The organism is Paenibacillus sp. FSL K6-2862 (assembly GCF_038005125.1).
Classification (GTDB): Bacteria; Bacillota; Bacilli; order Paenibacillales; family Paenibacillaceae; genus Paenibacillus; species Paenibacillus illinoisensis_A.
The window spans coordinates 2,012,496-2,036,944 of sequence record NZ_JBBOSN010000001.1; the positions used below are offsets into that span (position 1 = coordinate 2,012,496).

Here is a 24,449-nt window from a genome sequence, read left to right on the forward strand (position 1 = left end):
AAACCCTTTCAATATATCATAACGACGCGGAAAATGTTATGCTTATCTATTAGAGGAATGTACGTTAGGCAAGGACTGAGAGGAGGCGGTGTGATGAGCACCAAGGAAAAACAAACGTTAACCATTCTGCACACCAATGACATCCATAGTCATTTTGGTTCCATGAGCTCTATCGCCGCCATGATTGAACAAGAGAGAGAACGGAGCGAAAACGTTCTAGTTCTGGATATCGGAGATCATATGGATCGTATGGCCGTAGAGACAGAGGGGACACTGGGGGGAGCCAACGTCGATGTGATTAATTTGACGGGGTATGATGCCATAACGATTGGCAATAACGAGGGACTGACGTTTACACCGGAGCAGCTGGCACAGTCCTATTCGGGGTTATTATGTCCTGTCGTGTGCGGAAATGTTGTGGAAGAGGCCAGCGGTCTGCCTCCAGTATGGATGAACTCATCCCTTATTGTGGACAAAGGTCCATTTCGGATAGGTTTGCTCGGAGCTACTGCACCGTTTACTGCTTTTTACGACTTGCTGGGATGGAAGCTGCTTGACCCGGTGGAAACACTACGTGAGCAAGTTGAAGCGTTGCGCCCTAATGTGGATATCGTCATCATACTCTCCCATCTGGGTCTATCAACGGATCGAAAACTCGCGGAGCAGATTGAGGGCATTGACGTTATTCTTGGCGGACACACACACCATGTGCTCGAGGAACCTCTGGTCATTGGGAATGCGGTGCTGGGAGCAGCCGGAAAATTCGGTCAGTGGCTTGGTAAAGTCGTACTTGAGCGGGATAGCGGTGCGAACAAGCCTAGACTGATTAGTAGTGGCTGTTTTCCATTGAAGGATCAGATGCTGGATGAGAAGGTTGCACTAGCTATCGCCGCACATCGCGCGGAGGCAGAGAGAGCTCTTGGACAGACAGCTGTAATGATTGACCGAACTCTTCCGATAAAATATGAGAAGGAATCACCATTCGCTTCGCTGCTTGCGCAGGCAGTAAGGCATTTCACGGGAGCGGAGCTGTCACTGGTTAACGCTGGCCAACTCCTGGGTGAACTTCCACAAGGGGACATCAGCAAGGGAATGCTGCATTCACTATGTCCTTCTCCGATCAATGCTTGTACAATAAGGCTGAAAGGCAGAGAGATTCGTGAAGCGCTGGAGCAGTCTTTGCTTCAGGAGTATGCGGACAAGCCCATCATCGGATTTGGATTTCGCGGGAAGATACTTGGTACGCTGTGTGTGGATGGTATTGAGGTGGAGTATGATCCTGCGGGTCCCCCATTTCAAAGGATCAATGCATTATATGTCGATGGTAAGCCTATGGGTGATGAACAGGAATATGTGGTCGGAACACTAGACATGTTTACATTCAATGTGGGATATCCTTCGTTAGCCCGGGGAACCGAGATCGCATATCGACTTCCAGAATTTATACGGGATCTGCTGGAGATCGAATTAAAAAGACCAGGGGCATTGGATGATAGCCTGCGATCCCGCTGGCATGAAAGAAATTAACGAGTACTTGCCTTCTGCTGAAGCGGCGGCTAGTGGAAATTACATCTACGGAGCGGGAGAGGATAGGCTGTGCGTTTAGTACATATAAACCTATTGCAGCCTGGCATGAAGCTGGGGAAACGGATTTATAGCGAAGAGGGTTTGGTTCTGCTTAGTGAAGATGTGGAACTGACCGAGCGGTTGATTGGACGTCTAAAAGACCTCGGCGTAGGTTACGTATATATTAAGGAAGCAGCGACAGAGGATATCATCGTTCCCGATATGCTTCAGGAGGAAACGAGGCGCAGGGCACTGGTAGAAATCAAGCAGCAGTTTCAGAGTATGTCAGGTTTGAAGACCAAAAGCCGGATTCCGCATTTTGGCAAAGCGCTGAGTGGTCTGATGAATACCATTTTGGAGGACATCGGCGGTCAAAAGGAAGCAATGATCATGCTGATGGATATGAACTCCAGTGATCTTGATCTGTACAACCACTCCTTGAACGTATGTGTGTACACACTGGTTTTGGGCGTCGCCTCAGGGTATTCTAGACAGCAGCTGATGGAAATTGGACTGGGTGCCTTGCTGCATGATATAGGAAAGACACAGATTGCTCCAGATGTTTTGCATAAACCGGCGAAATTAACGGATGAGGAATTTAAAATCATTCAGCAGCATACTACATATGGACATCGTATTTTAAAAGATGAACCTGGCATACCGCTGCTGGCAGCACATTGTGCCCTCCAGCATCATGAGCGAATCGACGGTAGTGGCTATCCGTTTGGCCTCAAGGGTCCTGAAATTCATGAGTATGCCAAGTGGATTGCACTGGCTGACTCGTATGACGCGATGACGAGTAATCGCGTATACCGTAAGGCATTGCTCCCTCATCAGGCAGTGGAGGTATTATATACTGGATCTGGCTCGTTGTATGAACAGCGTATGCTGGAGAAATTCCGTGACTGTGTGGCCATTTATCCCGTAGGTCTATCTGTGACGCTGAGTACGGGGGAAGTCGGAGTCGTTGCATCCATCGATTCACGTATCCCGCAGCGGCCCCGGATTCGGGTGTTGAAGAATGCGGATGGACAGACGTTAAAGGCGCCTTACGAAATAGATCTGTCCAAAGTCCTATCGGTTATGATTACTGGTGTTGAAGGCGATGAGGGCGTGCCTCCGACTCCTTCCTGTGATGAATTTTCTTGATCGCTGTTAAGTTATTGCCAGCAGGGAGACTGCGCTCATAGCAATATCCGGGCCGGGTTGGCCCTGGAGTTGCATGGGCGTTTTTGTCATGTAATGGACAGAGCACTTCATGCCGAAGCGTTCAAAATTGTGCTATGATAAAAGATAGCTCCAAAAAGATCATGCCGAAGTATGATGTAAATAAAACTTTTTAGGTTAATAAAAGGAATAAGGTGAAGAACAATGACCATGCTAAACTCAGGATCGGTTGAACCGATGCCTTTATCGCCGACTAATGATCCATGGGATCCGATCGGCTCTTTGCGTACATATGGACGCCACGTGTTAACCAGTGTTGAAATGACCGTGACTCATCTGTGCAATATGCGATGCGAGCACTGTGCTGTAGGGGATATGCTCACGATGCGTGAAGCTCCCGCACTGCCACTGCCTCTTATGCTGAAGCGGCTGGACGAAGTGGAGCATCTGCAGACTATCAGTTTGACAGGTGGTGAGCCAAGTTTCAGTCAAAAGACAGTGGATGAAATGATCATCCCGCTGCTGAAATACGCCAAGGAGCGCGGCATAAGATCACAGATCAACTCCAACCTGACGCTTGATCTCAGTCGTTACGAGAAACTGCTGCCATACCTTGATGTGATGCATATCTCATTCAACTACCTGAATGCCGATGATTTCCATCAAGTTGGTTTTGCTAACAGCGGCAGACCTGTCAAGCGTGAAGTAGCTGTGAAAATGTATGAGAAAATGATAGAAAATTCGCGCAAACTGAGTGAAGCAGGCATGTTTATCTCTGCTGAATCCATGATTAATTTCCGTACTCATGACAAGTTGGAGGGAATCCATCAACTGATTCGGGAGATGGGCTGTGTACGTCATGAAGTACATCCGATGTATAACTCGAATTTTGCTTCCACATTGCCTGTCCTGTCTCTGGACCATATGCGTGCAGCCATCCATCGCTTGCTGGATGTGCGCGACAAAGACATGTGGATGTTGTTCGGAACACTTCCATTCTTTGCTTGCAGTGCGGCCGACCAGGATCGGGAATTGATCAATCGCCTGTACAGTGAGCCTAATGTGACCGTACGCAATGATCCGGATGGTCGAAATCGCGTTAACGTCAACATGTTTACAGGCAATGTGTACGTTACAGATTTTGCCGACATCCCTGCCTTTGGCAACATTCGGGATCGGAAGCTGGATGATGTGTTCCATGAATGGTCTGCGGAGCATCCGCTTAATCAGACCGTTAACTGTCACTGTGATGCTGCGTCCTGCTGCGGCCCTAACCTGCTGGTGGCGGACATGTATTATAAAGGTGTGGATTTCAAATCCAGAAAAGCAATTACGCGCTGATTAGGCGCTGATATTCCAGGTATATTCCTGAAATAGATAGAAAAAGGGGAGTGTCGACTTGGATATTCATACCGAATTTCATCTCGGGCAGTTGGTGTTCAATTTGGTTTGCGTTTTTCTGCTCGTATTCTTGAATGGCGTATTTGTTGCAGCCGAATTTTCTCTGGTTAAAGTCAGGCAGACCCGGTTGACTCAATTGCAGAGCGAGGGAAATCGGATGGCTGGGTATGCATTAAAGGTGAATGGAAAACTGGATGCTTACTTGTCGGCAACCCAGTTCGGCATTACCCTGACATCCCTGGGGCTTGGCTGGCTCGGTGAACCCGCCATTTCCGAATTACTGGTAGAGCCGCTTATGTTCAAACTGGGCGTGGCGGATACAGGACTGATCTCTACCGTTTCCGTTATCGTCGGTTTCTGTATTATTACGTTTCTGCATATTGTACTTGGAGAACTTGCGCCGAAGTCGCTTGCTATTCAAAAAACAGATGGCGTGGCTCTGCTATTGTCCGCACCACTTCTGCTGTTCTACAAAATCTTTTTTCCATTCATCTGGATTCTCAATGCATCGGCCAATGCGCTGCTGCGACTGGCAGGGATAGAGCCTGCGAGTGAAGGAGAAGCCCATTCTGAAGATGAACTTCGAATTTTGATGAAGCAGAGTGCGAAGAGTGGCGTCATTGACAAGGATGAAATCAAACTGATGGATAACATCTTTGATTTCTCTGATATGCTTGCTCGTGAAGTCATGCTGCCACGTACAGATATGGATTGTCTGTATACCCATCTGTCCCTGGAAGAGAACCTGAAGATTATTAATGCAACGAAGCATTCCCGTTATCCTGTTGCCGTTGAGGATAAAGACGAAATTATCGGATTTATCCATATTACAGATCTACTATTGGCAGCCCCGGAACAGCAGCAGGATATGGCTTCACTTGTGCGGCCCATCTTGAACGTTCCGGAATCCATGGAAATCAGCCATGTGCTTCAACTGATGCAGAAGAAGCATTCCCAGATGACCCTTGTTGTTGACGAATACGGCGGCACCGCCGGATTATTGACGGCGGAGGAAATTCTGGAGGAGATTGTAGGGGATCTATACGATGAGTTCGAGGATGAGCGACCTCATATGGAACGCAGCGGCGATTCCTTCTCCATTGATGGACGATCTCTCATTGAAGAGGTTCATGAATGGACCGGAGCCATCATTGATGACGAAGAAGTGGATACCATTGGCGGTTGGTTGTTCAAAGAGCTTGAAGGTAGCCCAGCCAAAGGTAAAACACGGGAGCAGAACGGCTATGTCTTTGAGGTGGAGGAATCCACCCGGTTACGAATTACCCGAGTCAAGGTGTATAAGAGCCCAGTCTCTGAAGAAGAGGCTGCTGCTTTGGATGAGGCTCGGGACGATGCCGAATCGGACAAGTAGTGACGTATGAGGAACTACCATATTGAAATGAATGTGACCTTTGGAACACTTCCTGTGGGGAGTGACCAGGGGTCTTTTTTTGTGAAGAAGTAGGCGTGAGAAATTCCAAGAGTTGTTTCGGCTGAATTGGGATTAACTTAAGAACGATGACATATGGATAATAGACGGGAAAAGCAAGGATTTTGGTCGCCTACCGACGAGTGACCAAATTTTAGTGAAGGGAGGCGTTTGAACATGATTGATCCACAGCTTCGCGCATATGCCCCTTTTGTGGGGCCGTTTGATCCATGTAAACCGATTGAAATTAAAACCTACCTTGTTCCTCCGCAGTTATTTATTCCTTTCCAGCCGATGGGCTGGCCCCAATACAGTCCAGCAGAAGCACTGAGACTCGGAACATTGTGGCCTGCGCTATACAGTCCTTATACATCCAAAAAAACAAAAGGGAGGGAGGTAGGAGCAGATGGAGCCTGAAGCAGCAAAAGCGTGTGACGCCAGATATTATGAGTTGTTGGAGGAACTGCAAGCCTTGGATTTTGTGCTGGTGGAGCTGAATCTGTATCTGGATACTCACCCAGGGGACTATCAAAGTATTGAACAATATAACAAGTTTAGCCAGGAGCGGATGAGGGTTGCCCATGAATTTCAGCAGCTGTATGGACCGCTCATGAACTTTGGGCATGCGTTCTCCAAGTATCCTTGGCAGTGGTCAGAGGCACCCTGGCCTTGGCAGGTGTAATGAACGTTTGAGTTGAAAGCAAAAGTATACTGCACCCGGGTTTTCCGGAAACGCAGAATCGGGATACCCGGGAAGTGCAAGTATGAACGATCCGAGTCGGATGACATTCATTTCGTATTTTTGAAGGGGGAATCGTGCAACATGTGGGTATACGAGAAAAAGCTGCAATATCCTGTTAGGGTAAGTAAATGTGATCCTCATATGGCCAAATTGCTGATGGAACAGTATGGTGGAGCAGACGGGGAACTGGCTGCAGCCCTTCGGTATATGAATCAGCGCTATACGATTCCGGACAAAATTATTGGTCTCTTGAATGACATCGCTACAGAGGAATTTGCCCATCTTGAGATGATCGCAACAATGATCTACAAACTTACCAAGGATGCCACCATTGAACAGCTGGAGAAGGCAGGCCTGGATGCTCACTATGTGAATCATGACAAGGCTCTCTTTTACAGCAATGCGGCGGGCGTACCTTTCACTGCAACCTACATTCAAGCAAAGGGTGACCCTATTGCAGATCTGTATGAAGATATTGCTGCGGAAGAGAAGGCTAGGGCTACATATCAATGGCTAATTGATCTGACGGATGATGTGGACCTGCAGGACAGCCTGAAGTTCCTGCGGGAGCGGGAGATTGTGCATTCGCTTCGTTTCCGTGAGGCGGTCGAGATCCTGAAGGATGATCGGGAAACCAAGAAGATCTTCTAATCGTGCAACCTTCCTTACACATATATAAAAGAAGGATGTCCCTTGAAGTAAAAAAGGACATCCTTCTTTTTGTTGGAGGATCTGCTTAGTATTCGACCACCATGGCAACATTTTGCCACCCTGCTCCGACCGTCCAGAACAACACTTTATCACCACGCTCGATCTGACCTGAGGTTATGGCCCGATGCAGAGCGATAAAGGGACTGCTGGTTGACGTATAGCCGAATTCGTCTCCAATGTAGACGGCAACATCCTTAGCGATCCCAATGTTCTCCGATACCGCACGAATATTACCGATGGATAATTGGGAGAAACAGGCTGCTTTGATCTGATCTGCTGCAATCTCGTTGCGTCCTAACAGTGTACGAATAGATTCAGAAGCAGCATCGACGCAGATCGAATCATCGAACGGTGTGAATTTGACATGAAAAGCTCCTGCATCCACCCCGGTCTGACCTAGTTTCGCCAGACCTTCTGCAGGAAAGAGGGAATTACCGTACACACAGGTATCCGTTTGATAGATGGAATCAACGAATCCGGTAGCCTGTTCGTCGCGTTCTATGATGACAGCCGCTGCTGCATCGCCAAAATTGGCATAGTAGACAGGATCATCTGGACTCGCGTGTGGGGCTACATAATCTGAACCGATAATCAATGCTCTTCGAATTCGGGGATTCCCCAGCATCTGCCGGCTCACCTGTTCAAAGGCTGCCGTCATTCCGGCACAGTTAGCGTTGCTGTCGATACAGATGGTATGGGATGCTCCATTAATTAAACGATGAATCATTAAGGAATTCGTAGGGAAAATGTATTCCGGCGTTTGACTTGCATAGGCAATCAGATCGATATCCGCCCCGTTCAGTCCGGTCTTTTCCAAAAGGTTACTGGCTGCCTCATAAGCCATGCTTAGTGAGTTCTCGTCATCGTTGTTAATTTTGTAACGCTTATCACGCCCAAGCGCTTTTAACAATCCCCGAATATCTACCCCTCTCGCATCAAAATGTTCAATGTAAAAGTCATTGTCCACCTGGTGCGCTGGATGATAAATATCTATATCCACAATACGAATTCCGGCCATCTTCATTCTCCTCTTGAGCGGATGGGTGGATCCACAACTTGTCCGCCTGATTTATTAGGTGGTAACGGTAGATATAATTTCGAGGTTGTCCAGTCCTACAGCACGTCCAAGCCTGGACAACTGCATTTTCAAAATGGCATTATTTTCGAGTGTGAGTACAACCTTTTTGAAGCCGTCCTTTTTGAATAGAGCCAGGCAGCCTTCGAGCAGAGGTACAATTTCCGGAGCGGTGACATTCAGCTTTTTGCAGTCGATACGCAGTTCATATTCCTTTGGGTCAATAGGAGCAATCGTATCCTGATAAGCTGAGATGGAACGCAATCCATCTTCTTGAGAGAAAGATCCCTCCAGTTCAATGTTAAGCACCTTGTTTGGAACGTCAGTCTTGAGTATAAAGCTTCCCATAATTGTCTCTCTCCTTTAAATGAGTTAAGGCTATCCTGCTACCAGGGACAAGGTGTTATCGCCACCGTTACTGGCTTCTAAGATGTAAGCTGAGATCGAGGATAATTTACCCATATTATAAAGGCGTAGATGTAATGAGATCAAGAATAAAGTCGAATCGTGTATAAAAATGTAGAATAGTTAATTATTGGATTTCATTTAGCGTGGCAAGTAGGACGTTAAATGCACTAATAATACGCGGCGCACCTACACAAGGTGCCAGATGCAGCAGAATTCCTTTGAGCTCCTCCACAGTTACACCAACACGCAGTGCCATAACATAATGAACGCCCAGTTGTTCAAACTGCCCTTGTGTAATCAGTGAGGAAATAACAGCAACTTCTTTCCATTGATCCGAGATGCTGGTACGTTGGAAAATGTCTCCGTAAGCTGTACCCATAATGAATTCTGCCAGCTCGGGAAAGTGTTCCTTAATGGGGGCCAAGGCTTTGGCTCCGTACTCTCCAGAAAGATTCGCGAAACGCTCCAGCCCCTGAACAACCTGCTCGCTCATTTTTGCTCCTCCTAGTTCAAATTCACGGTACGATGGGCCGTAGGCGGAATCTCATCGCGATCCGTCAATAGCTCGATTACAGCCACTTGTTTCAGTTCTTGTGCTGCTTTGAGTGCAGCGGCGAACTCGTCATGTGTTTCTGCCCGAAATGCGGCTGCACCGAGAGCTTCAGCAAACTTCGACGCATCCATAGGCACCTCAAACAAGGTACCGTCGATCCGGCCTGTTGTTTTTTGCATGCCTTTGAGCGCCATATCCAGCTGTTTATTATTCACTACGATGAAGATGACCGGCAGATTGTGGCATACAGCGGTATTGATCTCGGCTCCGAGCATCATGAAGCATCCGTCGCCTGTAATACAGACGATCGTCTCGTCTGGTGCTGCTGCCTTGGCTCCGATCGCCATACCAATGGCATTGCCCATACAGGCGAGATATGCGTCAAATACAAAACTGCCAGGTTTTTTTACTTTATAACGCTGAACAGCATGGAAGCCATGACTTCCGTCATCAACGAATAAAGTATGATCATACGGCAGCATATCGCTCAGTTCATCCAAAATCGATGCAAGGGAGAGGTTAGGCAGCGTTGGCAGGGGGACCGTATAGTCTACTGCCGTGGACTCTCTCTTAGGAGTTTCATATTCGGTCAGGGTACCCAGCAGAAACTGCAGATTGTCTTTTAGATCGCCAGTAATATGTAAGGTTTGTGAGTGGAGTATTTTACCGACAAAGGCAGGATCCGAGTCGAACTGAATGAGATGTGCAGGATGATTCTCCGGTTTGAGATTGCAGATCGTCATGTCACTCAGCCGCGACCCGAGCACGATATAGAGGTCACTCTGGTTGAGCAATTCATCGGCATGGGGGAAGCCCCCGACACCACAAGGTCCATGATATAACGGATGGTTCCAGGGGATAGCACCTTTCCCACCGGGCGTCGTGATGACAGGAATTTGGAATTGTTCTGCAAACTGCAATAGCTCGTCATGAGCCCTGGATCGATTGACGCCTTTGCCTGCGATAATTAATGGATGACTGGACTTGTGAAGAAGGGGAAGAATTCGATTAAGGTTAGTGATGCTAATTAGAGGCTCGGGTTCAGGCATGACAATTCGGCATTCAGCAAGCAGCTCGGTCTGAACGTCAAAGGGTAGACAAAGATGAACCGGACCTTTGTTCGGGCCAAGTGCAATGGAGAGGGCATGATTGAGCAATGTGCCGAAGTGGTCGCCACGCTCCACCAGTTTGCTGAATAACGTAGCGGGTTTGAACATCTCTGCGAGATCGGCCAGATAGGAGGAAGAGTCCTGGCACTGTGGAATGCCTAATTCCTGAATGGATTGATGCCCGGTAATAAATAACACCGGAAGGTTATTGGCTTTGGCATGAGCTGCAGCGGTTAAAAGATTGGTTCCACCCGGACCTGAAGTGGCGAATGCTACACCCAGCCTTCCGGTTTGGAGAGCGTAACCAGCTGCTGCAAATCCTGAACTGGATTCGTGGCGACCTGGAATGAACTCAAGGCCGTGGTCCACCATCTTCAGAACAGCAGGGCATATCGATTTTCCAATAATACCAAAGACGTGAGTAACACCAAGCTTGTGCAGCGTTTCTGCCAAATAGTCCGCAACGGTTTTCATGCGGGACACCTCGCTTCATAAAATAGGTTTTAAGACCCATAGGGTATAATCCAAATTTTTTCGAATGCAAGTGGTTGTCTAAGGTTGTAAAAGGAAATATATCCTTGTTAATACGAAGGTTATCTTTTTATGTGGTTTTTTGTCAACTTATTTTTATAAGTAAAACTACCTGATTCTTAAGTTGGTAACGCTTAACATCTTAAAGGATATAGGAAAATGAAATGGTTATATATTCCTGCAACCAATGTCCTAATGATTATTTTTTTACATTATATGTAAAATAAAGACATCAGATATAGACGTAACCTTTAATTGATCATAAGCATGAAGCTATATGCTTTTCTTTGCATGTTAACGCAAGAAAACGGAGCCTATTTAACTTCTGTTATAATGGAATTCAGATTGGAGGAGACATAATGACACGATTGAAACTGGCTGTGATCGGGTTAGGAAAGATGGGTTTACATATGATTCAACAGGCGAAGCAAGCAGAGCTGAATGGAAGTATTAAGCTTGTAGCCGTATGTGAGGCACACGAAGAATCGCTTAGGAATTTTGCTGAATCCCATGCAGAAATTAGCGCATACAGCGATTACATGCAGCTGCTGGATGAACATGAAATTGATCTATTGTACATTGCTGTACCGCCTAAATTTCATTATCCTGTTGTCATGGAGGCCTTAAAGCGGAAGATCCATGTGTTTTGCGAGAAACCGCTGGCGAACAGTACAGAAGAGGCGAGAGAGATGCTTAAGGCCGCAGAGCAGGCAGGGGTAGTCCATGCCATTCATTTCTCCATGCCTCATGAACCTTCGGTATTGAAGTTGCAGGAACTGGTGGAGCAGCGCAGCATAGGTATGATTCGCAAAATAGAGCTGATTCTGCAATTCCCTCAGTGGCCGCGTGCATGGCAGCAAAATTCATGGATTTCAAGCCGTGAGCAGGGGGGCTTTATCCTTGAGGTGGGCATCCACTGGATCCATATGATACAGCATGTGTTTGGACCAATTACAGAGGTAAGCAGTGAGGTCCAGTACCCCGATAATGCGGAAGAATGTGAACATGAGGTACAGGCTGTAATGAAGCTGGAAGACGGAACCCGTATTCAGCTTAATGGAATTGCTCATTTTGCAGGTAAGGAACGAGTATCCATGGTCGTTTACGGAACTGAAGGCACAATCGCTCTGGAAAACTGGGAAGAACTAATGATGGGGCCAGTTGGCCAGCCGCTTGCAACCGTAGAGGTAGATGAATCGATGGGAGAGCTGCCAGTTCTCAAGCATGTCATTGCCCGTATTCAGGGACAGCCGGCGAAAATCTATGATTTTAACGACGGATACCGTGCCCAATTGGTGTTGGAAGCTCTGCGTAATCCGGAGGGGAACACGATCCAGATCAGCCGCTAATCGGTAGTGTTGCCGTCTTGGATCAAATGCTGAAAGGAACAATAAGCTTAACTAATTTACACTCTTTCAGAAATAAAATATAAAAAAAGAAGCGGCTTCCTTAAGTGGAAGCTGCTCTTTTTGTTTTAGCTGTTGTAATCACAAGGTTAAGCCAGCTTGAATCGTTTTACCAGTTCGTCGAGTGCATCGGACATTTGATTCAGCTGTTTGGAAGTGTCACTCATTTCCTGCAGGGAGGCAAGCTGTTCTTCAGTCATGGCGGATACTTCCTCCGTAGCGGATGCAGTATCTTCCACAACGATCGATACTTCGTTAATGGAATTCATAACAGCCTCACTGCCCGAAGTGAGCTCTTCAACCACCGCAGATACATCCATCATTTGACCGCTGAGGTCATGTATATGTTGTGTAATATTGGCAAAGGCATGCCCTGCGTCCTCAATGGTCCGCAGTCCCTCGTTAACATGAACCGTGCTCTCATCCACAACATCCACTGTACTATGAACACCTGCGACCACGGTTTCCAATATGCTTGTAATTTCCTTGGCTGATGTGGCGCTTTGGTCCGCAAGGTTGCGAATCTCTGCTGCGACAACTGCGAATCCACGTCCGTTATCTCCTGCCCGTGCAGCCTCAATTCCGGCATTCAATGCGAGCAGATTGGTTTGTCTCGCGATCCCTGACATGGCATCCGCAATGTTAATGACTTGATCGGACATCTTGGAAATATCATTAATAGCTTCCTGTACAGAGAGGAAGGATTGCTCAATAACTCCCATTTTGCCAACTGCATTGTCAATGCGCTGCTGCCCATCGATGGCTATGGATTCGGTACGTACTGCCCGTTCAGCCACGTCTGCAGCAGATGCAGCCACCCGGCTGAGTCCGGTCTGAGATTGTTGCATTGCAGCGACCATCGTTTGGGTAAGAGCAACCTGCTCATCTGCCCCTTCAGCTACTCGTTCCATGGCTGTGGCTACTTCTTTACTGGCCAGGTGGCTGTCCGCCACACCTTTATCCATACGATCCGATGCGGTGCTGAGAACAGTGGCATTGCGCTGGATGTCCAGCATCATCTGCTGCAAACCAAACAGCATCGTATTCGCAGACTCGGCGAGTTCTCTCGTTTCATCCCTCATCGGGGTGGCGATGCGCAGGGTCAAGTCACCATTGGAGGAACCGATGTCATTCAGCGCTTGGGTAACAGTACGAATGTTTTTGACAATGGCACGGGACAAAATTAATGCCGCAAAGATGGATATAAGGGCAACAAGAATTAAAGCTCCGTAGAGTTCCCAGTTCAGGATCGTGTTTTTCTGTTTTAATGCTTCTGTACGTGATTCTGTCAGAGCCAGTTCATTGTTTCGGAAAGTAATCAGGGAACTGCGGATCTCGTCCATATCTGCTTTGCCTGGATCTGTTGCAAAAAACTGACGGACGGCTTCCAGATCATTAGCCTGACGCAGGGAGACAACCGGCTCTCCGGCCACTTGAATCCAGTCATTCATGGAGTTATGTATATCTTGCAATAATGTCAATTGAGCCGGGTTATCGGAGATAAGGCCCGCTAGCTGCTCCTTGAGCTCGACTAGCTTTTCTTTTCCCTCTATATATGGCTCCAGGTAACTTTCCTGTCCAGTGATCACGTAACCACGCTGTCCGGTCTCCATATCCACCATGTTTTTCTCCAATTCATACGTCATGGCATGCACTTTCATGTCGTGATCGACGAGATAATCTAACTCTTCCTGCAGCTGACCAATACTGTTCTGAATCAGTAGAATGCTTCCAGCCAGTACCGCCAATACAAGCAGGTAACCCAGCCCAATTTTATAAAAAATTTTGAATATTCTCTGTTTCTTCATGATTCCTTTTCCTCTCTTTTGGTTATATGTATTTGTCGAAAAAACTTGAAAAAGCAACTTACAGGACTTATGGATCAGGAGGCTTAAGAACTATTTTTCAGTATTATACGTTATGAAAGTAAGTTTGTACATAGTTTGCTTACATTTTGTATATAGTTTGTATCAATACATGAGACATGACCGAGTAAACCTTTTACAGTGTTCGGTTTACACTGCCAAACGTTTTTGTTTATCATGGAAAGGGTATGATGCCGATTACATATTTCAATCCGAAAGGAACGAATCCTGGAAATGAGTAAAGAGACTGTATTGCGAAAACCGGAAGCGATGATTTTTGATATGGACGGAACGTTGTTCCAGACAGAAACCTTGCTGTTGCCTGCTTACCAAAAGCTTTTTGATACACTGCGTGCCGAAGGTCATTTCGAAGGGGAGACACCTCCCGAGGAACGGATGCTGGGAAGTTTGGGTATGCTGCTCGAGGATATATGGAAAGTGGTCATGCCGGAAGCCTCTGAAGCGGCACATCGTCGTGCAGATGAATTGCTGCTTCAATTGGAAATTGAGGGACTTGATCAGGGAAGTTCCCAACTTTACCCCCATGTAAAAGAGACGCTTCAAGCCCTCAAGGAACAAGGTGTTCGTTTGTTTGTTGCGAGTAATGGACTGGAGGACTATGTCAAAGGGGTTGCGTTTGCACACGAGATTATGCCTTTATTCGAAGGCGTATACAGTGCAGGGCAATACAAGACACCTTCCAAGGTAAACCTGGTACAAATACTGCTTGAAAAACACCGGATTCAGGATGCCTGGATGGTAGGTGACCGCTCGTCCGACGTTGAAGCAGGAAAAATGAATGGGCAAACTGTCATTGGCTGTGCATATGCCGGCTTCGGACGTGATGAGGAACTTGCAGGATCAGATGTATTAATCTCTGACTTTACCGAGCTTACTCGTCTATACAGAGAAGCTGAATAGCAAACACCACATCTTGAACTGATCTGGATCAGTGTTCAAAACCGGAAGAGCCTTTATCTCCGAAGCCTGTTTAACGGGCGAGGCGGAGATAAAGGCTCTTTGAGACGCAATGAGTATCGATATTAAGATGCTCGGAGGTCAAATCCAAAGTGAAGCGGCTATTTTAATCTTGATTTCCGGGACCTCCGGGCTACGGTGGTCTTACCGGTTACAGGTTTGGTTACTTTAACTTTGTTCGGAGTACTAACCGTCCGGTTGCGGTACACCCAGAGAGCATACTCCAGCGGCTGAGTAATTGCTTTGTAATAGATGCTCCGCTCACCAATCCGTGCAAATACCTCTCGTGCCGGTTTGGGATTCACTTCAAGCAGGAAGATGCGGCCATCCTTGTCAATCGCCAAGTCCAGAGCAAGCTCACATAGATCACCGTACGTATCTTCCAGGAATGTGGCCACCGAAATGCCGAGTTTCTCGGCTGTGGAATTAATCTCATTCCTCAGTTCCTCATCGGTGATCCATTGTTTCATCAATCGGTGCATGGGAACAGCCTGCCCGCCGCCATGCAGATTCGATGTTACACTTTTCTCAGCTCCCATGCGCCCAGCACAGCCGGTCAGTTCCCAATCGCCCTCGCCATTCTTCTGTACGAGCATGCGATAATCATGTACACGACCATTAGGGAGCTGGAGCTGGATCCCTTCCTGAACCAGATATTTATCTTTCATGTTCCAGTGCTGGAGCAGAGAACCGAGCCGCGATAAATGGACTTTGCGCGGGGTAATGATACGTCGTTTCTGATCACGACCTTGGACCAGAACCATGTTGGCTTCGCTACTGATGCGCTCAATTCGCAGGATTCCACGTCCGCCTGTTCCGTTTATGGGCTTCAAATAGATCAGCGAAGAAGCTTTAAGCATTCGATTGACATCAGACATATCTTGGAACAGAACGGTCTCTGGCAAATGTTCACGAAAGGCGGATTTTGCCGAGAGGGTCTGATGTATGGTCCATTTATTGCGAAGCGGCCGGTTTAGGAAAAGCATGTGCCCGTATTTCTCGCGAAAGGCGAGCAGCTGCTGAAATCTGCGATTTCGCTGTATGCGACAGCGGTCGAAGATCATGTCCGGAAATGGACGCCATTCCCTGGACCACCCCTTTTCCGAATGGAAGACCATCGCCTCGATCTTTTTACCCCCTGGATGTACATCCGCAGGTGTGAACACGTAAATGTCGAGCCCCCGCTTGCGTCCTTCAAGGATCATTCTGCGGTAGATGCTCCGTTCTTCCAAGGCGCGATGTTCGTTTAAGTACAACGTCATAATGCCTAGAACAGGTGAGGACACAAACAATCACCTTCTTTAGCTGTTATTCCTTTCCATTATCGTTTGGACTGGCGGGCCAGATAGGCGCTATATTGGAAAATGCGCTCTAAAGATTTTTTACGAATCTGGGGTTCGTCGAATTTCATTGGTTTCGCATTGGCTTCGAAGAACCAGATTTCTCCGAGATCATCGATACCCAAATCCATAGACATCTCCCCAAGCGTATGGCCAGAGCCTCGTTCAACCTGCCGTGCAATGGTTAATGATGTCGATCTGACCTTTTTCAATAGTGTAGTGGTTGTTTCTTCCCCGAACAGATCGGTAAGAAGCTTCTCGGGATCCTCGACGCTGCCTCCACGTGGAACGTGGGTTGTAATGCTTCGCGAACCAGCCAGTCTGGCACCAACCCCTGTTACACTCCACTGTCCTTTACCATTCTTCTGTACCAGAACGCGCAGATCGAAGGGGCGTTTGCGGGAGGAGGCAAGTTCAATTCCTTGCTGCATGATATAAGGCGTATGCCCGGTTTCCCTGCGAATGCGAGACCATAACTTCGCAAGCGTTGCTGCCTTATACGTGGTGCTCTTACGGGAACTTTGTATTCTGAGCCGGAACGGCAGACGTTCCTTCTCCTGAAACTTTAGCATCATAATGCCTTTTCCCGCTTTCCCGCTCTCCGGCTTCAGATATAGATAGGGAAATGCACGCAGCACCGTACCCAGCGTAGTAGCACTTCGCATCCGGCGTGTATGAGGGATCAGATGCTGGGTGGATTTGGACTTCTTCAGCCATTCGAACAGATCCCATTTATTGAAGAAAAACGGATTATACAGCTCGATCCCCGCTTGCATGCATTCCTCAATTTTCCGCTGAACGGAGGGCTTTCGCTCATCTTCCCGATAGGGAATGCGATTGTACAGCACATGAGGGAGAGGGAAGGACTGTGAAGTCCACTTTCCGCTCCCTTTGTTATACGTATAGCCCTTAACCGTAGGACCGCTCACGTTCAGATCTCTTACAGTTACGATATATACCTGATAACCCATGTTTTCGCCTGTCTGTATAATGTCCAGAAAATTTTGATGGTTTCCCCTGAATCCCCGGTGGTCGTCGTGCATGGTCAACACGGCAATGACAGGTTTGAAATCATCATGAAGGCTCATCAAATGCCGTCCCTCTTCCGGAATTTGCTCAAATACAGGCAGTGTTCCAAAATGTGCTCCACCGATGATTTTCCCTCCACCCGGAGTGAAGGGTGACGGAAGATGGAGCGCCCGGGTTTGGCGTTCGCTTCGAACATCCATACATGTTCCTCCTGATCAATGCCCAGATCAAAGCCAATCTCACCAATCAGATGCTGGTGCTGGGTTTCAATCGCCTGGGCCAGTGTAATAGCGACGGATTTGGCCTGCTGCAGCACTTCTCCCGCACGTTCGCCGAAGTTACGGCTAAGCGCCTGTTCAGGGGTCATCAGGGAGCCGCCATTTTTGATGTGGGTAGTCACGCTGCCCCGACCAGCCTTTTTAGCACCGATACCGACGACGACCCATTGATTGCTCCCGTTTTTGTGCATATGGAAGCGAAAATCAATCGGACACTCATCGATCTCAATGAGCCGGATTCCCTGCTGTACGACATAGCCTCGCAACTGTTTTCCATGTCTGCCCTGTAGCATGCGCATTAGGCCATTGAAGGAGCCAAAGCGAAGCAGGGCATTGCCGCCTTTTTTGCGATAACGTGCGAAATATCCGCGTTTGGGCGAATACGTTAAGCGGTAGATTCCGTTACCGAGACTTCCAGCTGTTGGCTTATAGTATACAAACTGGTGTCGCTCCAGCATTTCTCTCATTTGTTCGACAGTCGGATTGGTGATTGATTCTGGAATGTACCTACCTGCTTCAGGATCATTCTCCAGCAGCTTGTAGATGTCCGATTTATTGAAAAAGCTCCAGTTGAAAAATGGGATTTTACGGCGGACAAACCGTTCCCTCAATTGATTGATGGCAGGCGAGAAATCGGAACGACGGCTGGGTAACCTGTTGTACACGACGTCTGGCAAAGGGACCGTTTTCCGTACAAAACTTCCGTTTTCGTTCAGAAAAAAACCGGATACCGTTTCATTCTGCCAGTTAATATCCCTTGGAGTAAACGCATAGATATAGGATTTACGGCTGCCTTCCCGGAGCAATTGCTTGATGAACCCGGTACGGGAGCCAAACGGATTCGAGCTCGTTGCAGGTCCATCGGACAATACTCCAATCAGTGGACCAAGCTGGACTTCATCATTTTGCAGGTTGCGCAGATAGATGCTGCCCCGCTTGGGAACGTTCATCAGATTGCGTATGCCCGAGGCGAGATAGAGGTGTTTCCCTGCCTTCTTGATCGGTTTGATGGTTGCAGGCACCCGGTCTCGCCCAAACCGCAGATGTATCGTTTTTTTGCCGGATAGATTCAGACTTTTCATTAATGCGTTGGATACATAAACCACTTTATCCGGTTGCTGCGTAAAATGCAGATTGCAAAAGGTCAAACTCATGATTTATCCTCCTATCCTGAAAAAAATCCTTCGGCTCCATGGCAAGCGGGCGCTGCGGGCCTAGCCGCCTTGAATCGGGATGGGTTTCAGGCCAGCTGTGCTGGATGTATTCGGCATTTTCATTGGACGAACGACGTCCGTGAGAACATGTTGTTGCAGCAAATAACGAGCGTAGGCAAGCGGCTGGGTGTAAGTCAGTGTCTGCATGTGTCGGTCGCCTGCCTCTGCGAATGAAGAGCGCCCTGGCTTCGAATTGACCTCCAGAAGCCAGAGACGACCTGTCGAATCTGCTCCAAAATCCAGTCCCAATTCAGCAAGTCTGCCGAATTGACCCTCCAGCAAGGGAGGGATTAGGGCAGCAGCATGGTGGATCCCTTCTAAAATGGTGTTGGCACGCATACTTCCGTATCGATCCATAAGATAAGAGCGAGCTGGATAGGCCTTCCCTCCGCCATGCAAATTGGAGGTAAGGGAGCCCTCGGCACCCTCGCGAACCATGCACCCAGTCAGGGTCCAACGTCCGTGTTTGTTCTTTTGGACCAGGGCACGGATATCGAATGGATGCCCATCATGACTCAGGTCCAGATATGGCTGCATGATCATCCGGCGACTGGAAATCTTGGATTCAAGCCAGGTTGAGAGCGCATGACGTGTATAAAATCTACGCTGATAACGTTCATTGTCCTGATCTCTGCCTTCAATGACCCATGTGGGGGTATCATTTTCCTGGGTGAGACGAAATGTTTCCTTGCCATGGGTTCCTGAAACAGGCTTGAAGAAAAGTCCCTTGGGCCACCGTTTTAGCCACTGCTCCCATGGAGCATGAGGTTGAAAGAGTACGGTAGGGACGAGAAGTCTGCTCAGCTGTTTTTCCCGAGACAGTGCCCGGTGGACTTTCCATTTACCCGGGAGGGAAACAGACCAGTAGGGTCTGATGTGCCCGCTGCCCGATAAAGCAAGTTCATGAAGCTGCTGTCTCCATCGTCTTGGAAGTGGCAGCAGGCAACGATCCATCAGCATCTGCACCCCGTGAACAGGAGCTGTTTTCCATTGTCCGTTACGGTAAATGTATCCTTTTTCTGGTAGAGGGTTATCTCTATCAGCGGATATGGGCAGCACAATGATATTCAAGTTATAGCGATGACTCTCCAAGCTGAGACGACGGCAAAAGAGTTCATCCGAGAACGGCGGTGATCCCTCTGCACCACGGACCAGGATGGCTATGGTTGATGTTTGCGGCGATGATGGCATCGGAATGCACCTCCTGTAATGGATCACTCTTCAGAATCCAGCCAGATATGTGGAGTATTCCAGCATGGCTTTGACAGAGGGCCGGATTTTACTCTCGCTCAGTGGCGTATTGTCATTCTTGGACGGTTTCGAATTAACCTCGAGCAGCCAGACACGACCAGTGGTATCCATCGCAAGATCAATACCAAGTTCACCGAAATGGGCCGGAATCGCTTGTTCAATTCCTTTGGCAATGTCGAGCGCTGCCGCATGAAGATTGGCAAAAGCTGAGGCTTTGGCTGATGCGGGAAGCTGGGTTTTGGCCACGGCCTCCTTAACGGTACTGAGGCTTCCGCCGCGGGCTAGATTCGATACATAGTGGCTGCCTCCGGCAATGCGGGCCACGATGGAGGTGACACTCCATTTGCCTGATCTGTTTTTTTGTACGAGGGCACGGAAGTCAACAGGTCGGCCGCTGTTATCAATGAGAGACAGGCCTTGCTGGATCTGGTATCGCGTTGTCTTCATTTTTCCGGACAGACTGGCATAGAGTTTATCCAGGGAAGTATACGTTTGTTTGCGGGTGCCCCCAACACTGGTTGCGAGTGTAAGGAAACTGCCGTCAATTTGACGGGAGACCCGGATGATTCCTTTGCCAAGCGAACCTCGCACAGGCTTGAGAAATACAACCGGATACCGGGTGCACATCGTTTTGAGCGTCGCAGAGGACTTCAGCAGATAAGACTCCGGCAGGACCCTTTTGAGCGTTGTAATGGACTTCAAGGCATCAAACACTTCATTTTTGTCCAGGAACTTTTCATTAAAGGTTTGTGTGCCGTAGAGAGATTTTACTTCTTTCATGAAATGCTGTACGCTAGGTTTGTTCTCAAGCTTACGGGATGTCAGCCTGTTATTGACGACGTCTGCAATGGGCAGAACCGTCTTTTTCCAGCCGTCATCATACACCCAGCCCTGAATATGACCCGTTACCGCTCCGATATCCTCTGGTGTGAAAAAGGATACATAGGCGCCCTGCTTACGGCAGGCCTTCACCAGCTCATGGCAGAACATCGTGATGGAGCCAAAGGGCCGATCGGGCTGATCGGGATAATCCTGGCTTACCAGCACACTGATGAAGGGTCCAAGGCGCAGCGTACGGCTGGCTGAACGATAGGATACACTCAGGACCGAACGGGGAACCAGGCCGGTCTTGCTGGCTACCGTCTGATTGATGCGAAGGCCGTCGTATCTGGGAACCGGAATAACGGTGACTTCACGGCGGTAGGAGCCGAATTGAAGCTGAAGCGGCCTTCCCGAAGGGATTTTAAGGGCCTTGAGCACCCCTTCGCCCAGCATGATGACGTCGTCCTGCAGGATGCCCGAGCCGGTAACCTGAATCGTTACTTTTTTAGTGGACATCACGGATCTCCTTCCGGGCGGCAACTTGATGTCTGATCTCGAAGTTGAACGGCATCTGAACATGGCATGTGCTTCATCATATGAGGACATATACCCCTTGGTGATTGACCCATTTGGATTAAATGCAATTGATTTGACATCGGAATCGATGACCTGTCTGGGTCAGCCATTGTTTGAGAGAAGAGAAATGCGTGTATAAACACGGGTGAACGTTGCGACGAGAAAAATGAAGGAATGATTGAATAGCAGCAGAACAATCCAAATTGAGGAGGAATAATAGTGAATATTTATGACAAAGCCAATGATCTGGCCAAAGCACTGAGAGAAAGCAGCGAGGTGGAAGAAATTACTTCCGCAATGAAGCTGATCGAAGCTGATCCGGAGGCGAAACGCATGCTGGACAGCTTCCGTGATCAACAAATGGAATTGCAGCAGCGCATGATGAGCGGCGACATGCCGGCACCGGACGAGATGGAGAAAATGGAGAAGTTGTTTGAGGTACTGAGCCTGAATCTCAACATCCGTCGCCTATTTGATGCGGAGCGTCGTCTGAGCGTGATCATTGAAGATGTGAACAAAATTATTGCTGACAGCCTGGGCCATCTGTATGGCGGTGCTGAGGCGTAAGTCGTTTTACAGGTTATTTGTCTGAATCTTTCATATTGCACAGTTCCCGTTCATAGACTAGACATATAGAGTCGATCAAGAACGAAGGAGCTGTGTATGGTGAAAAGGTTGAAAAAGGCAAAACATGTGATCTATCTGCTTATCGCTCTGTCTATGCTGGTTATCGCGCTGCCGCGAATTTCCTTCGCTGGTGGAATGGACTGGGTTAATATTTTTGGCATCGTATGGGTGCTGTTCTCCCTATTAATCATTGGTGCGCACCTTCATTTCATTCTCGGTGTAGATGAAGAGAAGAAGCGTGCACTCGAAGCTGTTCGCCGGGCCAAGCTGCGGCAGTGGGAGATGAAGCTGGTGGACAAGCAGGAGCAGAGCAAGTCTGTATAAGCCTTGCATCAAGGCGTCAGGACAGAATCCGAAGACCGGTCATCCTTCAATCCGAAGGGTAATCGGTCTTTTTGCGTTGATAAACGAAGAGCGGGAGGATGGGGTTATTTTCCTCGGAGCGTGTTATAATAGATACAGAATAGTACAGATGCATCTTCGGGGGTGGTACAGATGGACGGACAGGAAGAGAATGTGACGAAGCACGAACAGCTGCTGCAGCATATCGAGCAGTTAAAAGTCGGCAGTAAAATATCGGTCCGTGGCCTGGCAAGAGAGCTAGGGGTAAGTGAAGGGACAGCTTATCGGGCAGTCAAGGAAGCAGAGAACTTTGGGATGGTGGTAACCAAGGAACGGATCGGAACGGTACGGATCGAAAAGAGACCGCGCGGCATGTCAGAACAGCTGACCTTTGCTGATGTGGTCACCATTGTAGAAGGTCATGTGCTCGGAGGCAGTGATGGCTTGGCCAAACCGCTGCATAAGTATGTAATTGGTGCGATGAAAGAGCAGGCCATGGCCCGCTATATAGATGCCGGAAGTCTCCTTATTGTAGGTAACCGGGATAATGCCCATTCGCTTGCGCTTGAGCAGGGAGCGGGTGTACTCATCACCGGTGGATTCGGCACAAGTCGTGAAGTCAGATTGCTGGCTGATGAACTGGGACTGCCGATTATTTCTTCCAGACATGATACATTCACCGTGGCTTCCATGATTAACCGAGCAATCTTTGACCGATTGATCAAGAAAAAAATCATGCTTGTAGAGGATATTATCGGTCAGAAGCCCCGTCTCCAAGTGCTTAAGGTCACCAGCTCTGCCGCTGATTTTCACAAGCTGGTTGCCGAAACGGGAGATCATCGCTTCCCGGTAGTTGACGAATGGAATCGTGTTATCGGCATTGTCAGCCTGAAGGATGTGAGCGAACTTCTGGAAGACCAGAGCATTGAGAAATGCGTCGTGCGCCGCCCGGTTACGGCCTCGCTGCAAACCTCACTGGCTTCTGCCGCGCAGATCATGACTTGGGAAGGCATTGATTTTCTGCCCATTGTGGATCGCAATCGGAAGTTGATTGCCTCCATTACGCGGAAGGAAGTACTGCAGGCCATGCGCGACGCGCAGAAGCAGCCGCAGCTCGGCGAGACCTTTGATCATCTGATCTGGAACGGGTTTGCCGAGGAACGTGGAGAACAGAATGAGTTGATGTTTCATGGTTTCATTATTCCGCAGATGGCGACAGACTTGGGCACGATCTCTGAAGGGGTGCTGCTGAACGTCATGACGCAGGCAGGACGGCGGGCTGCCTGGGATGTTACGGGCAACGATTATGTTGTGGATAATGTAACGACGTATTTTGTCCATCCGGTGCAGATAGAGGATCAGATTTTGGTTCGACCCGTTATTCTGGAGACGAGCCGCCGAACCTGCAAAATGGACATTGTCATTACCCGTGAAGGAAATGTTGTATGCAAAGCGGTCATGACGCTGCAATCCATTGATCACGGCTAGTTCAGGTGATTAGTGAATCACTGCTCCCATATATAACAAAGAGGATATCCTCCACTATTGTCATGTCGAACTGCTGTTCACAACCGGCATTCAGACATGTATCCATGGGTGGAATATCCTCTTTTCGCTGCAGATAAGTTTTAGCTGCGTACATTAAACAGACTGCCTGGACGCGCTGCCTGACTGATTTCCGCTGTGCTCCCGTAGACGGGCAAAGTAGCTGCGGTTGCGCAAACCGGCGAACAGATTGTAGGCACCGATAATCAAAAAGAGCGCTTCCACAACAATAGACAGGCTCGATCCGGTGAAGACAAACATGAGGATTATGGACAATACAATCAGCATACCACCCATCCAGATATTAGTCCATGAACGGTAAAGGCCAGCGTCAGCGGCATTCGCGGCCCGGTACGAGCGAATGCTGTTCAGCGCCGAACAGACCATGGCTAGAGCGAAAATGGCAATCAGGACATACTTGAGAACATCAATCAACACGAATGAGCAGCTCCTTTTCTGGAAAGCATTTACTGCCCTTATTGTA

The 24,449-nt window shown here is 48.4% G+C and carries 24 protein-coding genes; 13 read left to right on the top strand and 11 right to left on the bottom strand.

Features of this window, described 5'->3' with window-relative positions:
- Window positions 1-93: 93 nt before the first annotated feature.
- From MHB82_RS09420 to MHB82_RS09450, 7 genes are all read left to right on the top strand, one after another.
- Window positions 94-1,527: a bifunctional metallophosphatase/5'-nucleotidase gene (locus MHB82_RS09420; protein WP_095359032.1), complete on the top strand. Its 1,434-nt coding sequence runs from the start codon at window positions 94-96 to the stop codon at window positions 1,525-1,527.
- Between the two features lie 105 nt (window positions 1,528-1,632).
- Window positions 1,633-2,715, top strand: a complete 1,083-nt coding sequence (locus MHB82_RS09425) for an HD-GYP domain-containing protein (RefSeq protein WP_341174522.1) — start codon at window positions 1,633-1,635, stop codon at window positions 2,713-2,715.
- A 222-nt stretch (window positions 2,716-2,937) separates the two neighbouring features.
- Window positions 2,938-4,074: a radical SAM/CxCxxxxC motif protein YfkAB gene (gene yfkAB / locus MHB82_RS09430; RefSeq protein ID WP_095359031.1), complete on the top strand. Its 1,137-nt coding sequence runs from the start codon at window positions 2,938-2,940 to the stop codon at window positions 4,072-4,074.
- Window positions 4,075-4,132: 58 nt separating this feature from the next.
- Window positions 4,133-5,506 carry a hemolysin family protein gene (locus MHB82_RS09435; protein ID WP_095359030.1) on the top strand — a complete coding sequence of 458 codons (1,374 nt, stop codon included), beginning with the start codon at window positions 4,133-4,135 and terminating at the stop codon, window positions 5,504-5,506.
- 234 nt (window positions 5,507-5,740) lie between these two features.
- A complete protein-coding gene (locus MHB82_RS09440; RefSeq protein WP_095359029.1) occupies window positions 5,741-5,980 on the top strand; it encodes a spore coat associated protein CotJA in 240 nt (79 codons plus the stop codon).
- Window positions 5,970-6,245 carry a spore coat protein CotJB gene (locus tag MHB82_RS09445; RefSeq protein WP_095288152.1) on the top strand — a complete coding sequence of 92 codons (276 nt, stop codon included), beginning with the start codon at window positions 5,970-5,972 and terminating at the stop codon, window positions 6,243-6,245. Before MHB82_RS09440 ends, MHB82_RS09445 begins: the two co-directional genes overlap by 11 nt.
- Before the next feature lie 141 nt (window positions 6,246-6,386).
- Entirely contained in the window at window positions 6,387-6,956 is a 570-nt protein-coding gene (locus tag MHB82_RS09450) for a manganese catalase family protein (RefSeq protein ID WP_110821050.1), read from the top strand.
- Window positions 6,957-7,041: 85 nt separating this feature from the next.
- On the opposite strand, the gene MHB82_RS09455 is transcribed toward MHB82_RS09450, so the two are convergent.
- From MHB82_RS09455 to MHB82_RS09470, 4 genes are all read right to left on the bottom strand, one after another.
- Window positions 7,042-8,034, bottom strand: a complete 993-nt coding sequence (locus tag MHB82_RS09455; RefSeq protein WP_341174523.1) for a 3-oxoacyl-[acyl-carrier-protein] synthase III C-terminal domain-containing protein — start codon at window positions 8,032-8,034, stop codon at window positions 7,042-7,044.
- A 54-nt stretch (window positions 8,035-8,088) separates the two neighbouring features.
- Window positions 8,089-8,439, bottom strand: a complete 351-nt coding sequence (locus MHB82_RS09460) for a hypothetical protein (RefSeq protein ID WP_341174524.1) — start codon at window positions 8,437-8,439, stop codon at window positions 8,089-8,091.
- Window positions 8,440-8,623: 184 nt separating this feature from the next.
- The gene (locus MHB82_RS09465) at window positions 8,624-8,992 is read right to left on the bottom strand and encodes a carboxymuconolactone decarboxylase family protein (RefSeq protein WP_110821047.1); all 369 of its coding nucleotides are present in this window, start codon (window positions 8,990-8,992) and stop codon (window positions 8,624-8,626) included.
- Window positions 8,993-9,003: 11 nt separating this feature from the next.
- A complete protein-coding gene (locus MHB82_RS09470) occupies window positions 9,004-10,635 on the bottom strand; it encodes a thiamine pyrophosphate-binding protein (protein ID WP_341174525.1) in 1,632 nt (543 codons plus the stop codon).
- A 416-nt stretch (window positions 10,636-11,051) separates the two neighbouring features.
- On the opposite strand from MHB82_RS09470, the gene MHB82_RS09475 reads away from it, so the two are divergent.
- Window positions 11,052-12,041 (top strand): Gfo/Idh/MocA family protein, encoded by a 990-nt coding sequence (locus MHB82_RS09475; protein WP_341174526.1) that lies wholly within the window; start codon window positions 11,052-11,054, stop codon window positions 12,039-12,041.
- Between the two features lie 146 nt (window positions 12,042-12,187).
- On the opposite strand, the gene MHB82_RS09480 is transcribed toward MHB82_RS09475, so the two are convergent.
- Window positions 12,188-13,906, bottom strand: coding sequence for a methyl-accepting chemotaxis protein (locus tag MHB82_RS09480; RefSeq protein WP_341174527.1), 1,719 nt, complete (start codon window positions 13,904-13,906; stop codon window positions 12,188-12,190).
- A 291-nt stretch (window positions 13,907-14,197) separates the two neighbouring features.
- On the opposite strand from MHB82_RS09480, the gene MHB82_RS09485 reads away from it, so the two are divergent.
- Complete coding sequence (locus MHB82_RS09485) at window positions 14,198-14,884, top strand: HAD hydrolase-like protein (RefSeq protein WP_095359022.1); 687 nt, start codon at window positions 14,198-14,200, stop codon at window positions 14,882-14,884.
- A 158-nt stretch (window positions 14,885-15,042) separates the two neighbouring features.
- On the opposite strand, the gene MHB82_RS09490 is transcribed toward MHB82_RS09485, so the two are convergent.
- From MHB82_RS09490 to MHB82_RS09510, 5 genes are read right to left on the bottom strand one after another with little or no spacing between them, the layout of a single operon-like run.
- Window positions 15,043-16,227, bottom strand: coding sequence for a YheC/YheD family endospore coat-associated protein (locus tag MHB82_RS09490; protein ID WP_095359021.1), 1,185 nt, complete (start codon window positions 16,225-16,227; stop codon window positions 15,043-15,045).
- Window positions 16,228-16,262: 35 nt separating this feature from the next.
- Entirely contained in the window at window positions 16,263-17,369 is a 1,107-nt protein-coding gene (locus MHB82_RS09495; RefSeq protein WP_095359020.1) for a YheC/YheD family endospore coat-associated protein, read from the bottom strand.
- Window positions 17,369-18,742: a YheC/YheD family endospore coat-associated protein gene (locus tag MHB82_RS09500; RefSeq protein ID WP_095288141.1), complete on the bottom strand. Its 1,374-nt coding sequence runs from the start codon at window positions 18,740-18,742 to the stop codon at window positions 17,369-17,371. Before MHB82_RS09500 ends, MHB82_RS09495 begins: the two co-directional genes overlap by 1 nt.
- Before the next feature lie 60 nt (window positions 18,743-18,802).
- Complete coding sequence (locus MHB82_RS09505) at window positions 18,803-19,993, bottom strand: YheC/YheD family endospore coat-associated protein (protein WP_341174528.1); 1,191 nt, start codon at window positions 19,991-19,993, stop codon at window positions 18,803-18,805.
- A gap of 30 nt (window positions 19,994-20,023) precedes the next feature.
- The gene (locus MHB82_RS09510) at window positions 20,024-21,391 is read right to left on the bottom strand and encodes a YheC/YheD family endospore coat-associated protein (protein WP_110821040.1); all 1,368 of its coding nucleotides are present in this window, start codon (window positions 21,389-21,391) and stop codon (window positions 20,024-20,026) included.
- On the opposite strand from MHB82_RS09510, the gene MHB82_RS09515 reads away from it, so the two are divergent.
- From MHB82_RS09515 to MHB82_RS09530, 4 genes are all read left to right on the top strand, one after another.
- Window positions 21,384-21,590 carry a hypothetical protein gene (locus tag MHB82_RS09515; RefSeq protein ID WP_095288138.1) on the top strand — a complete coding sequence of 69 codons (207 nt, stop codon included), beginning with the start codon at window positions 21,384-21,386 and terminating at the stop codon, window positions 21,588-21,590. The genes MHB82_RS09510 and MHB82_RS09515 overlap by 8 nt on opposite strands.
- Window positions 21,591-21,670: 80 nt before the next feature.
- Window positions 21,671-22,018 (top strand): YlbF family regulator, encoded by a 348-nt coding sequence (locus MHB82_RS09520; RefSeq protein ID WP_095288137.1) that lies wholly within the window; start codon window positions 21,671-21,673, stop codon window positions 22,016-22,018.
- Window positions 22,019-22,114: 96 nt separating this feature from the next.
- Window positions 22,115-22,402, top strand: coding sequence for a hypothetical protein (locus MHB82_RS09525; protein ID WP_076289792.1), 288 nt, complete (start codon window positions 22,115-22,117; stop codon window positions 22,400-22,402).
- Between the two features lie 171 nt (window positions 22,403-22,573).
- Window positions 22,574-23,908 carry a DRTGG domain-containing protein gene (locus MHB82_RS09530; protein WP_095359017.1) on the top strand — a complete coding sequence of 445 codons (1,335 nt, stop codon included), beginning with the start codon at window positions 22,574-22,576 and terminating at the stop codon, window positions 23,906-23,908.
- A 153-nt stretch (window positions 23,909-24,061) separates the two neighbouring features.
- Here the strand turns inward: MHB82_RS09530 and MHB82_RS09535 are convergent, their stop codons facing one another.
- Window positions 24,062-24,403, bottom strand: coding sequence for a YtpI family protein (locus tag MHB82_RS09535; RefSeq protein WP_095359016.1), 342 nt, complete (start codon window positions 24,401-24,403; stop codon window positions 24,062-24,064).
- Between the last annotated feature and the right edge of the window lie 46 nt (window positions 24,404-24,449).

Bases quoted from the DNA above. Each gene is read 5' to 3' on its own strand.
- MHB82_RS09420 (WP_095359032.1), top strand. From the start codon at position 94: ATGAGCACCAAGGAAAAACAAACGTTAACCATTCTGCACACCAATGAC.
- MHB82_RS09425 (WP_341174522.1), top strand. From the start codon at position 1,633: ATGAAGCTGGGGAAACGGATTTATAGCGAAGAGGGTTTGGTTCTGCTT.
- yfkAB (WP_095359031.1), top strand. From the start codon at position 2,938: ATGACCATGCTAAACTCAGGATCGGTTGAACCGATGCCTTTATCGCCG.
- MHB82_RS09440 (WP_095359029.1), top strand. From the start codon at position 5,741: ATGATTGATCCACAGCTTCGCGCATATGCCCCTTTTGTGGGGCCGTTT.
- MHB82_RS09445 (WP_095288152.1), top strand. From the start codon at position 5,970: ATGGAGCCTGAAGCAGCAAAAGCGTGTGACGCCAGATATTATGAGTTG.
- MHB82_RS09450 (WP_110821050.1), top strand. From the start codon at position 6,387: ATGTGGGTATACGAGAAAAAGCTGCAATATCCTGTTAGGGTAAGTAAA.
- MHB82_RS09455 (WP_341174523.1), bottom strand. From the start codon at position 8,034: ATGGCCGGAATTCGTATTGTGGATATAGATATTTATCATCCAGCGCAC.
- MHB82_RS09460 (WP_341174524.1), bottom strand. From the start codon at position 8,439: ATGGGAAGCTTTATACTCAAGACTGACGTTCCAAACAAGGTGCTTAAC.
- MHB82_RS09465 (WP_110821047.1), bottom strand. From the start codon at position 8,992: ATGAGCGAGCAGGTTGTTCAGGGGCTGGAGCGTTTCGCGAATCTTTCT.
- MHB82_RS09470 (WP_341174525.1), bottom strand. From the start codon at position 10,635: ATGAAAACCGTTGCGGACTATTTGGCAGAAACGCTGCACAAGCTTGGT.
- MHB82_RS09475 (WP_341174526.1), top strand. From the start codon at position 11,052: ATGACACGATTGAAACTGGCTGTGATCGGGTTAGGAAAGATGGGTTTA.
- MHB82_RS09480 (WP_341174527.1), bottom strand. From the start codon at position 13,906: ATGAAGAAACAGAGAATATTCAAAATTTTTTATAAAATTGGGCTGGGT.
- MHB82_RS09485 (WP_095359022.1), top strand. From the start codon at position 14,198: ATGAGTAAAGAGACTGTATTGCGAAAACCGGAAGCGATGATTTTTGAT.
- MHB82_RS09495 (WP_095359020.1), bottom strand. From the start codon at position 17,369: ATGAGCCTTCATGATGATTTCAAACCTGTCATTGCCGTGTTGACCATG.
- MHB82_RS09500 (WP_095288141.1), bottom strand. From the start codon at position 18,742: ATGAGTTTGACCTTTTGCAATCTGCATTTTACGCAGCAACCGGATAAA.
- MHB82_RS09505 (WP_341174528.1), bottom strand. From the start codon at position 19,993: ATGCCATCATCGCCGCAAACATCAACCATAGCCATCCTGGTCCGTGGT.
- MHB82_RS09510 (WP_110821040.1), bottom strand. From the start codon at position 21,391: ATGTCCACTAAAAAAGTAACGATTCAGGTTACCGGCTCGGGCATCCTG.
- MHB82_RS09525 (WP_076289792.1), top strand. From the start codon at position 22,115: ATGGTGAAAAGGTTGAAAAAGGCAAAACATGTGATCTATCTGCTTATC.
- MHB82_RS09530 (WP_095359017.1), top strand. From the start codon at position 22,574: ATGGACGGACAGGAAGAGAATGTGACGAAGCACGAACAGCTGCTGCAG.